Here is a 16,143-nt window from a genome sequence, read left to right on the forward strand (position 1 = left end):
TCTTACTTCATCGCCTTCTTAAGACCACATTCAAATTCGGTAAGTGACCACATGCTACATTCCTTAGGAACGACTGTTGCAGCATCACCTTTATGAAGCTTTAAAGACATTTCTTCACTTATACCTACCCATGAGTACTTGGATCGAATACCATTTCTAGGAACATCAACAACGGTTCCTTCTCCAATCGGAAATGTTTCAATTTCACCTTCTGCGTTCTTGATCAGAGTTGCAAACTCGATTTTATCATTCGGTTGGATATTCTTTTCCGACCCTATACCCACTTTAGCCATTGTGCCAGTTTTACATTGACGGACTTCGATAACAGGAGCTGTTGGAGCGAGCAAATGCTGTAGCTCTGTATTGTAATCAACGGACTCAGTCGCAGCTTTGCTAGCTAAACCAGCATAACTGGCAGCCGAAATTGGACAACGCGAATCTCTTGTATCGGTTTTCAACGAGTGATCGCCATCCAATTCGATACGTTTTACTAGACTCATTTCTGGTAGCGTTACAACTTTAACAACAGCCGTAACATCAACGTTGTAACTACAGCTCGCGGGGACTAAATATTCATCACCAGTTAGAATATTCGTTGCAGTATGTGCTTCCTCGTGTGACTTTGATAATTCACTGCCTATAATTTCTGTAATGATGGCATAATCCGCAATAGGAACACCCTTGGTGTTATATCGACCGCTTTGCTCTGCTAGCTTAATCTCGTCTTTAAGCTTATTTGCGATTTTTCTATCAACCAGCTTACTACCGGTTTTACTTATTTGGCTTTCAAGCTCATTACGCATCACCGCTTTTAGTTTTTTATCCGCAGAATCTTCAAAAGAAATATCAACAGGAAGCACAATAACCTTTCGGTCATCACTTGATTTTGACTCAACTTGCGCTGTTGCCAGTGGCACTGCCATATCTGGTGTACATATAGCTGAAACACCACTCCCCGTCATTTGACAACCAGAGAGTACCATCAACGTACTCAAAGCCACTGCCGTTTTTTTAAACATTTTGTCACTCCATTCAATTATTATTATTTACAAACCAAGTGCGTTCCAAACGCCTTGTTCATCAACTAGGTCGATAAAGTTTCGTTCAGCTCCTTCCCTAGATATTTTGTAACTAGAATAAGAACTGCCAGTTGAAATTATTTCATTGCTTCCCAATGTAGCTCCACGCTTCGGTGTCAACTCTAGTCGTGTAAACTGAGTCGAAATGAACGCCTCTCCGACTTTGTTCTGACGTAATTCAGTTTTCAGGCTTAATGTATGCGTGGCGCTAGGAGTTCGCTTGAGAGATGTTTTAATCGTTTGTTGTGACAACTTGTCCGCTAGTAGTTGAGCACTTTGCTTCGCACTACCTTTGAATGCGAATTGAACAACAATGTCAGACTGAATTTCATCAATCTTTTTGACCATTTTATTTACACTGTTAGCATTTGAGGTTGTTTTTACCCCCAACGCAACAAGCATAGCTTTTCGTACATTTATAGTATTCTGTACGTCTCTTTTGTCTTTGTTTTGAAGCCACCAAAGCAAACTATCCTGATGGGTTAATTTGTCTAAGACTTGTTGTGCATTTTTATCCGCTAATACGATGTCACTATTAAGCTGTTGAGCAATCTTTTCTCGACTAACTTTTGCTTGTACAAAGTACGCGATGTCATTCTTTTCAGTTTGGATATATTCTATGTCAGCAAATGTCACTGATGCAGTCTTGCTATTAATCTTACTATCAACAAGGCCAAATTCAGTTTCATCTACGCCATTTGTTCTATATACGTCTCTTGAGGAAAACGTTGAATCTATCTCTGTCCAAAGCTGGGCACTTATTTGACTGAGAGCTGATTGCTTTGCCATCTCTAAACTTCTACCCTGTCCTACTGCATAAATATAGGAATCATTGGTTGTTTGTGCAGAGTGGTACCATTCCGGCGGCTGGGTATTGGTTGACTGACACCCTATTAGAAAAACAGAGATTATTGAAGCCAATTTTAGTGAGGTCTGACGTATCATTATCTTCAGTGCATTGTTGAATATATAAAAATATTACAATTCGTAGTTATATAAATAAATTACAAGTTTATAAATTGAACTTTATTTGTGATGTTTGTCACATATTTTTATTTTATGAAACTTCATGCGGGCGATGTTTAATCAATCAATCCTTTATTACGAAATCTAATTCCCATCTGTAGAAAGCAAATATCTAAATCAATAAATTTAACATTTCCATGACATTAAAATTAACAGATCGTCATTCTATATACCGGAAAGTTAATTAGATGAAATTGACGCTATTTTTAGTATTACTAATTTACACTGCATGATTGATATACTTTATTTAAGAACAATAATTGAGATGGCGTACTACAAAACATGACTACTCTACATTGAGTGTTTGATGCGCTGAGTAGATAGGACTCACATCGAATATACCACTACACTAAACGGCAATTCAAAGCGCAAAGACTAACTTGGAATCTATGACTACGAGATAAGCTGCACTGATAGGTACTGTGGATTTGCGGTACAACATAAACAAAAAACCCACCGAAACGGTGGGTTCAGAACAATTGTCAACTCATACGACTAACAAGCATAACTAAAGGTCAAGCAGTAATCATCACCACCTTTTGCTACATACTCTTTATCTTCATTGCTCGCCGATGGATGACGTTTTTCGTCGCCTTTTACAAGGCTAACCCAGTGACGTAATCCCATCTCTTTGTCTGCACCAAATGTCGTGCACGTTTCGATTTGGATATCATCTATTTCAACTAGTTCAAGGCAACCTGTGCCTTTGCGGCGAGCGATGGTCATTTCTACATGCGTACCACTTTCGTCGCGGAACAAGATGTTGTCAGGGTTGCACTCGTCGCCAGTGTAAGCAACAAAGTGTTTGTTGTGGCGTAGGCCGCTGTGCTGGCCGTTTTTGAAGAAGGCTTGCACGTGGCGGTAGTTGATTTCGTAACTCACTACGTCTTCGTGTGAGCCATTTTCTAGCGGAAACAGCGTATCAAGAAGCTGCTTGGCCATTTTCTGCTTTTGCGTAGGCTCGCCTGCGTCGACCATTTCAACGGCAAACACGGCTTGTGCGATAAAGTTTTGTGGATTTTGTTGTTGTGTATTATCGAATGTTTGCATTTTCATAGTCTATTCCTTCAGCTACTTTGAGTACTGCATTAACCAAGCTGTCTACTGCTTTATTGGCGCTTCATGACTGTTTGGTTACCGCTTGATTTTAGAATAGCGCTTTTTTACAAACAATTTCACAACAAAATTTTTACACTGTCAATTTTACAAAAATGCGTTTTTACACATAACTGATTTTCCCGATGCTACACTCAAAAAAAAAGCGCAAACCATCGGTTTGCGCTTTGCTTATTAAGGGAAGCTCGTCAAGCTACTGATTGAGTTGAACTAGCCTCTTGTCCTACGCTGCCCCTTTATCGGTTACGCGCTCATCGACCGTTGAGTCATTGCTATCTGAAGGCTCACTCGTTGCGTTATCACTTAGTACTTCTGCAAGCGTCGACTTAGATAAATGGCCCTGCAGGTCACCGTTATCATCGACAACAGGAAGTGGGTGGTCACTGTCGAGTGTTTCTGGAATCACCTCTTCAAGCAGAGCATCGCTTTGAACGGCAGGTACATCATCTAGCAAGTCTTCCGATATCTCTTTGTGATAATCGTTTTTGTTTACTTGCTCTAACGTTTCTTGAGTAATGACACCTTGGTATCCGTCATCATTAACAACGTAACCATAGTCTTCTGACGATTTTCGCATCTGGCTAATAGCTTCACCCAGTGTTTCCGCTGTAATACGAAGTACAGGAGGCTGCATAACAGTTTCAACCGTCAGTGCTCGGGCTCGGTTTACGTCTTTAACAAACGCCTCTACATAATCATCTGCTGGGTTGAGCAGGATATCGACGGGCTTGTCTTGTTGGACAACAACACCGTCTCGCAAAATGGCGATGCGGTCACCAATGCGAAGCGCTTCATCTAAATCATGGGTAATGAAAATGATGGTTTTATGGAGCTTTTCCTGAAGCTCAATCAACTGATCTTGCATTTCACTACGAATAAGAGGGTCAAGTGCAGAGAAAGCTTCATCCATCAACAGGATCTCTGCGTCGGTACACAGCGCGCGAGCGAGGCCAACACGTTGCTGTTGTCCGCCAGATAGCTGACTCGGGTACTGCGCCTCATAGCCTTCTAGGCCAACGGTTTTGATCCACGACTTAGCTTTTTCAAATCGCTCTGTTTTACTCATCCCTTGGATTTGTAATCCATATGCGACGTTATCAATCACCGTTTTATGCGGGAGTAAGCCAAAGCGCTGGAATACCATGGACATTTTATGGCGCCTGAAATCACGCAAATCTTTATCAGAAAGCTTCATGACATCAGACCCATCAACAATAATCTCCCCTTCACTTGGGTCAATGAGACGATTGAAATGTCGAATAAGAGTGGATTTTCCTGAGCCAGATAGACCCATAATCACAAAAATTTCTCCTGGATAGATATCCAGGTTGATGTCTTTGAGGCCAAGGGTATGAGCTGTACGCGCTAGAAGATCATCTTTGGATTCGCCATCTTTAACAGCTTGAAGATAGGACTTATCTTTAGGGCCAAAAATCTTATACAAATTCTTAATTTGAATCATTGGCTGAGGTTGAGTAGTAGACATTATTCTCTACCTCCTAAGTGAGCTTGGGTACGTTTTGCATAACTTTGTGAAACACGGTCAAAAATAATGGCAAGCGCCACAATAGCAAGGCCATTGAGCAAACCTAGCGTGAAATATTGGTTGGTGATGGATTTTAGAACCGGTTGCCCCAAACCTTTTACACCGATCATCGATGCAATTACAACCATCGCAAGTGCCATCATAATGGTTTGGTTGATCCCGGCCATAATGTTAGGCATTGCCAACGGTACTTGAACTCCGAAAAGACGCTGCATGGGACTAGCACCATATGCAGTGGCAGCCTCTAGTACTTCTTTGTCGACGAGTCGTATCCCTAAATCCGTCAAGCGTATAACGGGCGGAATAGCGTAAATCACTACGGCAATAACGCCAGGGATTTTGCCTATACCGAGTAACATGACCACAGGAATCAAATACACGAACGCGGGCATGGTCTGCATCACGTCAAGTATGGGAGTAATGATGGCTCTGGCTTTTTTGGACTGAGCCATGAGGATACCCGTTGGGATACCGAGCGCAATCGCGAGCATGGTCGAGACTAAAATGATGCTCATGGTTCGCATCGTATTGTCCCACATACCGAAAAAGCCGATAGCAAAGAAAGCGATACCAACAGAGGCACTGAGTTTCCAAGATCGACTCGCAACATAAGCAAGTCCAACTAGAATACCAATAATTAGCCACCAAGGACTAGAAAGCAGTAACTTCTCAAACCAAATCAAGAAGCTTAATAATGGGTCGAATAGAGATTCGATCGTGTCGCCGTATTCTCGAGAAAAATCTCGATAGGCACCGTCTAAGGTTTTTCTTATTTCTAATAGTTGTTTGCGGTCTAATTGAGGTATTTCACTCAACCACGTGGCATTAGACATCTGTTACTCCTTGATTACTTCTGCCAGAAACAGCAATAAGTGCTGCCTTGTGTTCGCCTCTGAAATAGCGAGCTTGTATCAAATAATAAGGGGCTATTCGTCTAGCCCCTTTTACTACCAGTTCGGTCTATAGTTCATCTACTGCTTTTTGTACTTTTGCTGCAACATCTGGTGTTAACCATGCAGACCAAGTTGATTTGTACTCTTTCATAAAGTGTTCGACAGCGTATTCGCCATCCGCTTGTTCGTCTTCCATCCAAGCCAAAAGACCGTTCATTTGTGCGTTGGTAAACTCACGCTTGGCAAAATACGCCATTGCCTGTGGTGAGCGCTTAGCGAAGTCAGTAGTAACCACCGTTTCCACAATTGATGGTGGATACATAGTTGCTTTAGGCTCTAGGCACGTTTCTTGAGTAATACACTCTTTAAACATCGTCTCATCAACACCGCTACCGAAGTCGACTTTGACCATTTTGTATTTACCAAGAACCGCTGTTGGTGCCCAGTAATAACCAAACCATGCTTCTTCGCGCTCATATGCTTTTGCAATTGAACCCGAAAGACCCGCACCTGACCCTGGATCGATGACCTCAAATCCTTTTTCTTCCATACCGAGTGCAGTAACTAGGTTGCCCGCAGAGATTTGACAGTTCCAGCCAGCTGGACAAGAGTAAAACGCCGATTTGCTTGGGTCTTCTGGGTGCTTAAACATCTTCGCGTTAGCTAGAACACCTTCAATTGTTGCCAATGATGGGTCTTTAGCGACCATATATTCTGGTACCCAAAATCCTTCTTCACCGCCATCCGTTAAGGTTGTACCTGCGTATTGGATTTGACCGTCTTTGACACCCATATCCAAGGCTTCACGCATTGAGTTACTCCAAAACTCTGGTGCAATATCTGGCTGACCTTTTGAGATCATAGACGCACCCGTCGGTTGAGTATCACCTGGGACGAGTTCTGCTTCACAATCGAAGCCGTGTTGAAGTATGAACTTGTCTACGTTCGCAATAAGAGTTGCAGAGTTCCAGTTCATGTCTGCGATAGTCACTTCACCGCATTCGTTAGCAGAAGCGGTTTGAAGGGAACTTGCAGCAAGAAGAGACGAAAACAATAACGTCCTAGTTAAGTTTTTCATAATGATTTCCATATGGGGTTGTCAATAAGTGTATGAACAGTAGGTTATTATTACAAAATTCACTGACACTCTGTTTGCAGCTTGAATCAATCACCCTAGCGATAGCAATGCCTATGTTGCGTGCGATGATATTGATGAACAGAAGGCTCACAGCATGAACACCTTTAAGAAAGGCTTCTACATAGCCGTTGATAGGATTGTGAAGAATGTCATCAGGACAACCAGCTTGCAATACATCGTCATTGTTCAAGTGAATCAGGTACAGACAAGTCGATTCGTTTTGCATTTCGATTGGATTAAGAGAGTAGTGAGCCGAAAAAGCCCCGCCCATGAATGGAATAGCAGGGTTGGATGAAAGTTCACGAGCAAGACCTACACACTGCTTCGTGACGTTCCACTTTTCAACTTCTATGTCGGTGAATGAGAACGCTCTCTTCGAGTTTCCCCCAAACACTTTATACAGTCCCTTAACTTCCAGAATGGGATCCATGTCGAGTTGCCCTTAAAGTCCTTTGTAATGTAACGTTTAGCACTCTAAGTAAAGCTGGCGTCAATTTCAAGGTATAGCATTCTGTTAACAACTGGAAAACATCAATAAATTGATGATTTAGACATGCGATCTCCCTCGCACAACAATAGGTAACTAACTGAAATTAAAGAAAATCCTTACAAATAACATGTGTATAGATATTACCCATGCAAATATTTTTAAGTTTTTGATAATAAAAACAACAATTGGCAAACAGCTTTCAATATGCTAGCTGCTTAATCAAGCTCATAATAATAATTAGAACACTAACCTTTAATCTGCCTATTTCACCAAACCTTACGGATAGATGCACCCTACACTAAGCATATTTTCATCATTCAAGTGCTTCCACAATGAGACTCAAAGGATGTACACAAGATAACCCAGTATTCTCTTCAATTTGCCAACGACAAGTTTCGCAATCAGAAACCGCCAAATCGGCCTGTGAGTGATCAATTTGCTCAAATAAGCCGTGACCTATCTTCATTGATACATCGTAGTTTTCTCGCTTGTAACCATAAGTTCCGGCCAAACCGCAGCACTCACTATCTAGCACTTGCACTTCTAGACCTGGGATCATTTTTAGAAGCTCAATAGTAAAGATATGGTCACCGCTACGCTCCAAGTGGCAAGGTGTGTGATAAACAATACGCTTATTCAGTGGCTTCATTTTTGGTATGTTGCCCTCACGCCACTCACCGAGCATAAAGCGGTTAAACAGATGTACTTTGTCAGCAACCTTCTGGTTATCGACATCGAGTACATGGGGATACTCTTCTTGTAAGGTAAACGCACAGGTCGACGACGTTGAGATCACCGACTCAGAGCGGCTCTCTAACGCTTTCTCCAACTGACTCACATTAAGCTCTGCGTTTTTCTTTGCTTTGGCGTGAAAACCGTTGGCAATCAGGGGCACTCCACAGCACTTCTCTCGCTCTAATAACTGGACACCAATGTTCATCGCGTTCATAACACGGATAAAGTTTTGGCCCACGCTATGATCGTTATAGTTAACGTAGCAGCCATGAAAATAGCTGATTTGACGCCGATATTGGCTTTGATCGGCGACGTGTTTTTTGTACCAACGACGGAAGGTACCATGTGAATACTTAGGTAAAGACTTATGATCATGCACCTGAATCGTATGGTGCATGGCCTTTTTCACGAGGCTTTGCTCGGTAAGCTTATTCACAATAGGGGCAAACGGCGTGGCTAAGCTACCAAACAGATCAGTATGGCTCAGAACGAAATCCCTTGCCGTTGTCAGACTCAGCGGTTTGCGTCCATGCTTTCCACGCGCAACAGCAATAATGTCGCCAATACGAACCCCAGAGGGACAAGCAGTTTCACAGCGCTTGCAGTTAGTACAGAGCTTAAGTACATCATCAAAAAACTCTGGGCTTTTCAGTCTCAAACGCTCTCCATCAGGGCCACATTGTTTGGGCCCAGGGTATTCAGGATTGGCTTTTGCGACCGGACAATAGACGGTACACACCGTGCACTTAATGCAGTTCTCAAAGGTTTTCGTTTGCTCATCACCATGAAGGCTAGCGACGGCGATTAGTTCAGCTGGGCGTACGGCAGTCATACTAGCGCTCCTTTCTTTGGTGATTGATTATGCTGCTGTGAGTGGCTTAATTTGTGTGAGTAACAAGCTGACTCTTCGCTTTCAGCGATAGCATCAGCGACATGGAAACCAGTGCTTATTGCCACGCCCCCGCCACAGCCATGAGCAATAGGATCATAATGAGCAAGAATAGAACCTGCACAATAGACATTGTCTATGCACTGATGCGCTTTAAGGGGCTTGAATTCCCCATTAGTTGACACACCAAAGTTCATAAATGGATGGGATTTGTGTGAGAAAAAGTGCTTTGAATACCATGATTCCCGCCCACCGATGTCTTCAATATCCAAATCAAAGATAGGCTCGCTCACCTTATGATGCTCCGCTTTCAGACCTTTGCTAAAGAAGCTCCCAGATGCCAGCACCACATGCTTCGTATTAATAGGTACCGTTCGCATTTTTCGGGTATACAAACACGCAAGCGAAAGCTGGTCACCTTTTTGCTTAAACACACCGTGCGTCACCTCGTCGCCAACATGAAGTGCACCACCCGCTTCAATAAATGCTCGTCTTAACGTGTCTTCGATTCGAATACCCAAAAGGGACGGCGGCATAGTGGGCACTTCATGAAACTTCAGATGTGTTTCAGAGGCCAGTTTTTCCATCAGTACCAAGCCATCTCCATTGCCAAGGATTGAAGGCATCAGTACCAAATCGTTCGGCGTGGCAACTTGCCTAAGCTGGGAACAAAAGTTCTTAAAGTCAGCCTCTTGACGCAGCAGCCGAGACACATCAATAGAACGAAATTCGTGGCAATTTCTTTGAGCTATACCTGATGTATCAAGCGTGATTTTTACTGTGAGCAGCTCTTTGTCAGCGAACATTGGTAAACTCGCCAATTTGGCTTTGGCAATCTCCGGCTGGAAATCTCGGAAACCTTCAATCGAGACTAGGATTACTCGTTCAATCTGATTGAGTGCTGCAAATTTCTGATCAAGTTGCCATACATAAGGTTGAGATAACCATGTGGACTTTAGTGTGCCTAGGCTGCTGATTCGATAGTGATTATCCAATGAATCTTGATGTTTCAAAGGCAGCCCATGTTTGCTCATCAACTGTTGAAACCAGTTGAGTGACTCGAAGACCCGTTTCTCACCTAACTTTGCGTAAGGATGTAAAGACGAAGTCTTAGCAAGCTCAGCAATTTCATTAAAAGGATTGCTCACTGCTTCACCAGTTATTGGCGAATGACTCAGCACATCGATAGAGCCAGATGAAAAATGCATTGCACTTTGACCATGAGAAACCACGGCTGTTTTGAGTCCACGCTCAATGCATCTTAAAGCGCTGCTGTACCCTGCAAGGCCGCCACCAATGACAACCACATCATAATCAATCATTGCTCAACCTCCACTTCCTTATCTGTCTCTTGTTTCGTTTCGCAGTGATTCACATCATCTTGTTTGAGCTCAAAATCCCCGGCGCCAAATAAGCCTTGATATATCCAGTAGCTAAATTCCGCCTCCCGCAGAGCATCGCCCCAAAGTACAGGTTTGGTGCCCTTCCAGCGCTCTTCAAGAAAGTCATGCAGCATCTCTCCAACTTCGTACCCCGAAAAGTTACCGTAGTCCGCCAATAGACTGGCTGCTCGATAGCTGCACATTTCGCCCTGACATGGCCCCATTCCCAACCTTGTTCTTCGACGTAAATCGACGAGGTTATGCACATCCAACGCTTTTACCGCGTATTCAATTTCACCTGCAGTGACCATCTCACACTCACAAATCACAGACTGGCTGGCTTTATCATCAGATAAAAACGCCAGTGCCCGCTCTCCATGTCGATCAATCGCAGAGTGATAAACAGGCTTCGCGATACTTGCGGTTTTCTTAGCAGGAGTTGGGACACTATAAGAGCCAGGCAAAGGTGTGGTGTGCGTGATGCAAGGATTGGTGTTGCCAAGCTTTTTCGCGACGCTGTCGGTTGCCATTTGCGCCATGAGCCTATACGTCATTAGCTTGCCGCCAGTAATAGTGGTAAAACCATGCAGGCCGTCAAACTCCGCGTGATCAACAAGAACGATGCCGCGGCTGATATTACGCCCGCTAGTGTCTTCACTGAGTGAAACTAAAGGTCTGACACCCGCATAAGCACGTAGCACCCGGCTTTGGCTCATAATTGGCGCAAGCTTTGCACCTTCTTCCAGTAGAATGTCGACTTCATCGGCACTCACTCGAAGATCGTCTATTTGGTCGTAATCGATATGTTCGGATGTGGTTCCGATGAGAGAAATGGTGTCGCCAGGTACCAAAATATCGGCATCCGCCGGTTTGCGGCAACGATTGATGACTCGGTTATTGATGCGGTAGTCGAGTATCAGAAGAGATCCTTTAGCTGGGAACATTTTTACGCTGAGATCCGCATACTCACATATTGTCTGTCCCCAAATACCAGCAGCATTGATGACCTCTTGCCCAAACACCTCAAACGGTAACTGAGTGCGTGTATTGAAAGCATTAACACCAATGACTCTATCCCCTTCTCGGATGAGAGATGTCACAACACAATGGCTAAATAGCCTAGCGCCTCTCTCTTTGGCATCGAGTACGTTTGAAGCACACAATCTAAATGGGTCAATGGTGCCGTCTGGTACTTTAATCGCGCCGAGCATTGCTGGATTGGCGTTAGGCTCAAACAGTAACGCTTCTTGGGTTGTCATTCGCTCGGTTTCGATTCCGGCAACATCGCACGCTGCAACGAACTCGTCTTGAAAGGAGAGCTCATCTTCTGGAAGCGTGATGAACATACCACCAGTGTCTTCAATACAGTGTGAGGCAATGGACTTTAAGATGCGATTTTCAGCAATACACTCCATTGCAGAATCAGGATCAGTGACAGCGTAACGCGCACCAGAATGCAATAAACCATGATTTCTGCCAGTTGTACCAGAGGCCAAGTCATCTCGCTCGAGCAAGATACAATCAATACCCCGCAATGCGCAGTCCCGCATAATGCCAGATCCTGTTGCACCGCCTCCTATGACGATCACCTCTGTTTGATATCGAGCTATTGCTTTCATTGCATCCCACCCATTGAATTAACGCACAATTAGTGTGGCATTAAAACTCAATAAGTTTCGGGATTTTGCTCACAAATGTTCGTTCGAGCATTTAATCGCGCAATTTGGTTTCGGTAAAAACCTTTAATTTTGATAAATGCCATGACTACAAAACACAGATACAAAAAAACCAGCCATAAAGGCTGGTCTCTCAAGTCACGACTCGTTATCAGACGCTAAGCAATCTCGACGTTAATCTCATTATCTTTCAGAACATTGCAGATCTCTTTTGGTGGTTTCATATCAGAGATGACCAAGTCGACTTCTTCGATACCACCCAGTTTCACCATCGCATTACGACCAAACTTACTGTGGTCGACTCCCAACAAAACGCTCCGACTGTTTTCAATGATCGCGCGTTTTACTCGAACTTCATGGTAATCGAAATCCAATAGTGAGCCATCATAATCAATGCCACTAATACCTAATATACCAAAATCGAGTCTAAACTGAGCCACGAAATCAATGGTCGACTCTCCTGTGACGCCGCCATCGCGACCACGAACTTCACCTCCTGCTAAGATGACACGGAAGCTTTCTTTGTGCATCAACATCGATGCAACGTTGATATTGTTGGTCACAATACGCAAGTCACTGTGTTCAACCAATAGCGCTTTAGCAATGGCCTCTGGCGTGGTACCGATATCAATAAACAGTGTGGCACCATTCGGTATGTGTTTGACGAGCTGCGCAGCAATCCGCTCTTTCTCTGCCTGACTGGAGACTTTGCGGCTTTGGTAGGACGAATTTTCAGAGCTGGTCACAATGGTTGCCCCACCGTGATTACGTTTGATTTTGTTCGCATCCGCCAATTCGTTTAAGTCTCGACGAATCGTCTGTGGACTCACATGAAACTTTTCAACCAAATCTTCCGTGCTGACGTAGCCATGCGTGGTCACCAATTCAATGATTTCCTGATGTCTTTTTATCGCTTTCAACCACACTCCCTCGCGTTAAAACCATGGTGAACCTCGAGTTTACTTGGTATTGGTAAGGTTTTAAATAGTCGCTACACCAAATCTGTCCATTACTGTCTTCGATTACAGCTAAAGCAAACGAAGCTCTGCTCTATTTCGCGAAAAATAACCTAAACGAACATAAAATGTGCTTTGGATAACAATTATGAACATAATACGAACATTTTTAACTTTCGTACGCACATATGAGATCTAAGCCGAATTTCTAACTGGTCTAATCAGCTACAATCCCAGCGCACATTTGATATGCATATGAAACAAGACCAAGGAAAGAACTATGAGTATAAAAAAAGATCCTGCGCTACTCGGCCAGTGTATCGCAGAGTTTATTGGTACTGGCTTGCTTATATTTTGGGGTGTCGGCTGCGTTGCGGCGTTAGTGTTAACCGGTGCTGAGTTCGGCCAATGGGAAGTGAGTATCGTATGGGGCTTAGCCGTAGCGCTTGCTGTGTACTGCACCGCAGGTGTTTCTGGTGCTCACATCAATCCAGCGGTGACCATTGCTCTTGCTGCGTTCCACGGGTTTGAAAAGCATAAGGTACTACCTTATATAGCATCGCAAGTTGCAGGTGCATTCTGCGCTGCGGCGTTGGTATATGGACTGTTCAGCAACTTGTTTGTCGACTGGGAACTTGCCAACGGCGTGGCACGAGATACACCTGAAGCACTCGCAACAGCAGGTATTTTCTCTACCTACCCTCACGCTTCTCTGTCCTTCTTAGGCGCAGCAGCGGTGGAATTTACCATCACAGCAGTTCTAATGTTCGGCATTTTGGCGTTTGGAGACAGCAACAACGGCGGCGAATCTCGCGGTGCGATGGTGCCACTATTGATCGGTTTACTTGTTGCCACGATTGGCGGCTCGCTCGGCGCACTGACCGGCTTTGCGATGAACCCAGCACGTGACTTCGGTCCTAAGCTATTTGCTTACTTTGCTGGTTGGGATTACGCACTGACGGGAGCGAAAGACATCCCTTATTTCATTGTTCCAATTTTTGCCACTATCGCAGGCGGCCTATTTGGCGGCTGGCTATATCCAAAAGTGATTGGCGCTTATCTTCCTGCTGCTGGCGGTTGTACTAGCCCGGCTCAGTGTGAGGAAGAAGCTGAAGTCAACGACACGGAAGCACACGTTTAATTGAGTTAACTCTATCCCCTACAGATAATTACAACGAAATCAAAAGGACACTATTATGACTAAGAAATACATCGTCGCTCTTGATCAAGGCACCACCAGCTCACGAACGGTCGTACTTGACCATGACGCTAATATTGTCAGTGTCGCCCAAAGAGAATTTACTCAAATCTATCCAGAAGCTGGATGGGTTGAGCATGATCCGCTAGAGATCTATGCCACGCAGAGCTCCACTCTGATTGAAGCACTTGGCCAAAAGGGCATCACTTCCGATGAAGTCGCCGCTATCGGCATTACCAACCAACGTGAAACGACCATCGTTTGGAACAAAGAAACGGGTGCGCCAGTCTACAACGCCATTGTCTGGCAATGTCGCCGCACAGCAGAAATCTGTCAAGAACTTAAACAACGCGACGGCCTTGAAGAATATGTTCGTGAGAACACAGGTCTGGTACTCGACCCATACTTCTCAGGCACGAAAGTTAAATGGATCCTCGATAACGTCGAAGGTGCACGCGACCTTGCTGAAGAAGGTAAGCTAATGTTTGGTACTGTAGACACATGGCTAGTTTGGAAGATGACTCAAGGCCGCGTCCACGTGACTGACTTCACCAACGCATCACGTACCATGCTTTTCAATATCAATACGCTTGAGTGGGACGAACGCATTCTCAAAGAGTTTGATATTCCACTTTCTATGATGCCAGAAGTGAAACCATCTTCAGAAGTTTACGGCCAAACCAACATTGGTGGTAAAGGCGGTACACGTATCCCTATTGCGGGTATTGCAGGTGATCAACAAGCAGCGCTATTCGGCCAAATGTGTGTAGAACCAGGACAAGCGAAAAACACCTACGGCACAGGGTGCTTTATGCTGATGAATACCGGTAAAGAGAAAATTAATTCTAAAAACTCTTTGCTAACGACCATCGCATGCGGCCCGAAAGGCGATCTTGCTTATGCGCTTGAAGGCTCTGTATTTATGGGTGGTGCATCTATTCAGTGGCTACGCGATGAAATGAAGCTATTGAGTGATGCGAAAGACTCTGAGTACTTTGCGAACAAAGTAGAGTCGAGTAATGGCGTGTATGTGGTTCCAGCCTTCACTGGCCTTGGCGCACCGTACTGGGATGCTTACGCACGCGGTACCATTATTGGTATGACGCGCGGGACAGGAGCGAATCATATCATCCGAGCGACATTGGAAAGTATTGCTTATCAAAGCCGTGACGTGATTGATGCCATGCAAGCTGACTCCGGCATTGAGCTCGCCTCTTTACGTGTAGACGGCGGTGCAGTTGCGAACAACTTCTTGATGCAGTTCCAAGCGGATCTGCTCAACACAGAAGTTCATAGACCAAAAGTGGTGGAAGTCACTGCGCTCGGTGCAGCTTACCTCGCCGGCATTGCCGTCGGATTCTGGAGTGGATTAGAAGAAGTATCAGGCAAAGCAGAAATCGACCGTACCTTTATTCCGTCAGGTGATGCTGAAAAACGTGATACTCGTTATAGCGGCTGGAAACGTGCAGTGCAAGGCGTATTGAGCTGGTCTGAGTTTACTCAAGCTGAAAAATAGTCACGATTAGTCATCGGAGCGCATTCGAAGTGTAACTACCTCGGTGCGCTCTTTTCGTTTGTTCACTATTACGTCTATCCACACCAGACCAGATAGAAGTAGCCCGAGCCAAGCAATAAACACAGCGGTGAATAGAGCACACTATCAAGCACGGCAAAATCACCCTGTTTGTTTTTTTTGGTAAAGCCAACCAAGTTAAAGTCGCCTATCGCTCTTAAAATAAAAATCGTTCCGACAACAATACCTGCCCACTGAACATACTCGAGCAGCTCAGGTTCGATGAATACTAACTCTATTAACCCTAAAGACAGTGAGGCAAACAGCGAAAGGCAAATCGCCACTAAAAATGTCACCCCTGCGCCCGGCGTAAACGCATTACTTCCTTCTAATTTGGGGATCGCCAATTGAACGCCCTTTTTACCCCCAAACGCCCAATACACGTGAACCAACGCGATAATCGATAGAATCGAAAACATCGATAAAGCTACGAGCGACTGCATGAT

At 44.4% G+C, this 16,143-nt stretch carries 14 protein-coding genes; 2 read left to right on the forward strand and 12 right to left on the reverse strand.

Features of this window, described 5'->3' with window-relative positions; genetic code table 11:
* Window positions 1–2: 2 nt before the first annotated feature.
* From ACVA6Q_RS12015 to ACVA6Q_RS12065, 11 genes are all read right to left on the reverse strand, one after another.
* Window positions 3–1,019, reverse strand: a complete 1,017-nt coding sequence (locus ACVA6Q_RS12015; protein ID WP_446647662.1) for a hypothetical protein — start codon at window positions 1,017–1,019, stop codon at window positions 3–5.
* Window positions 1,020–1,046: 27 nt separating this feature from the next.
* Window positions 1,047–2,024 (reverse strand): LPP20 family lipoprotein, encoded by a 978-nt coding sequence (locus tag ACVA6Q_RS12020; protein WP_446647663.1) that lies wholly within the window; start codon window positions 2,022–2,024, stop codon window positions 1,047–1,049.
* 576 nt (window positions 2,025–2,600) lie between these two features.
* The gene (locus ACVA6Q_RS12025; RefSeq protein ID WP_112479782.1) at window positions 2,601–3,161 is read right to left on the reverse strand and encodes a hypothetical protein; all 561 of its coding nucleotides are present in this window, start codon (window positions 3,159–3,161) and stop codon (window positions 2,601–2,603) included.
* Window positions 3,162–3,444: 283 nt separating this feature from the next.
* Complete coding sequence (locus tag ACVA6Q_RS12030) at window positions 3,445–4,707, reverse strand: quaternary amine ABC transporter ATP-binding protein (RefSeq protein ID WP_446647664.1); 1,263 nt, start codon at window positions 4,705–4,707, stop codon at window positions 3,445–3,447.
* Window positions 4,707–5,600: an ABC transporter permease gene (locus ACVA6Q_RS12035; RefSeq protein ID WP_418641506.1), complete on the reverse strand. Its 894-nt coding sequence runs from the start codon at window positions 5,598–5,600 to the stop codon at window positions 4,707–4,709. The genes ACVA6Q_RS12030 and ACVA6Q_RS12035 overlap by 1 nt, the downstream gene beginning before the upstream one ends.
* Window positions 5,601–5,727: 127 nt before the next feature.
* Window positions 5,728–6,738 (reverse strand): ABC transporter substrate-binding protein, encoded by a 1,011-nt coding sequence (locus tag ACVA6Q_RS12040; protein WP_446647665.1) that lies wholly within the window; start codon window positions 6,736–6,738, stop codon window positions 5,728–5,730.
* Window positions 6,722–7,228 carry a hypothetical protein gene (locus tag ACVA6Q_RS12045; RefSeq protein WP_446647666.1) on the reverse strand — a complete coding sequence of 169 codons (507 nt, stop codon included), beginning with the start codon at window positions 7,226–7,228 and terminating at the stop codon, window positions 6,722–6,724. Before ACVA6Q_RS12045 ends, ACVA6Q_RS12040 begins: the two co-directional genes overlap by 17 nt.
* Before the next feature lie 373 nt (window positions 7,229–7,601).
* Complete coding sequence (gene glpC / locus ACVA6Q_RS12050; RefSeq protein ID WP_446647667.1) at window positions 7,602–8,855, reverse strand: anaerobic glycerol-3-phosphate dehydrogenase subunit GlpC; 1,254 nt, start codon at window positions 8,853–8,855, stop codon at window positions 7,602–7,604.
* Entirely contained in the window at window positions 8,852–10,234 is a 1,383-nt protein-coding gene (gene glpB / locus ACVA6Q_RS12055; RefSeq protein WP_446647668.1) for a glycerol-3-phosphate dehydrogenase subunit GlpB, read from the reverse strand. Before glpB ends, glpC begins: the two co-directional genes overlap by 4 nt.
* The gene (glpA, locus tag ACVA6Q_RS12060) at window positions 10,231–11,913 is read right to left on the reverse strand and encodes an anaerobic glycerol-3-phosphate dehydrogenase subunit A (protein ID WP_446647669.1); all 1,683 of its coding nucleotides are present in this window, start codon (window positions 11,911–11,913) and stop codon (window positions 10,231–10,233) included. Before glpA ends, glpB begins: the two co-directional genes overlap by 4 nt.
* A gap of 215 nt (window positions 11,914–12,128) precedes the next feature.
* Window positions 12,129–12,890: a DeoR/GlpR family transcriptional regulator gene (locus tag ACVA6Q_RS12065; RefSeq protein WP_353498533.1), complete on the reverse strand. Its 762-nt coding sequence runs from the start codon at window positions 12,888–12,890 to the stop codon at window positions 12,129–12,131.
* A 316-nt stretch (window positions 12,891–13,206) separates the two neighbouring features.
* Between ACVA6Q_RS12065 and ACVA6Q_RS12070 the strand changes: the two genes are divergently transcribed.
* Window positions 13,207–14,067: an MIP/aquaporin family protein gene (locus ACVA6Q_RS12070; protein ID WP_042498305.1), complete on the forward strand. Its 861-nt coding sequence runs from the start codon at window positions 13,207–13,209 to the stop codon at window positions 14,065–14,067.
* A 52-nt stretch (window positions 14,068–14,119) separates the two neighbouring features.
* Window positions 14,120–15,640: a glycerol kinase GlpK gene (gene glpK, locus ACVA6Q_RS12075; RefSeq protein ID WP_446647771.1), complete on the forward strand. Its 1,521-nt coding sequence runs from the start codon at window positions 14,120–14,122 to the stop codon at window positions 15,638–15,640.
* A gap of 74 nt (window positions 15,641–15,714) precedes the next feature.
* On the opposite strand, the gene ACVA6Q_RS12080 is transcribed toward glpK, so the two are convergent.
* On the reverse strand, window positions 15,715–16,140 hold the full coding sequence (locus ACVA6Q_RS12080) for a DUF3995 domain-containing protein (protein ID WP_446647670.1): 426 nt from the start codon (window positions 16,138–16,140) through the stop codon (window positions 15,715–15,717).
* Between the last annotated feature and the right edge of the window lie 3 nt (window positions 16,141–16,143).

The organism is Vibrio sp. DNB22_10_4, from assembly GCF_052879755.1.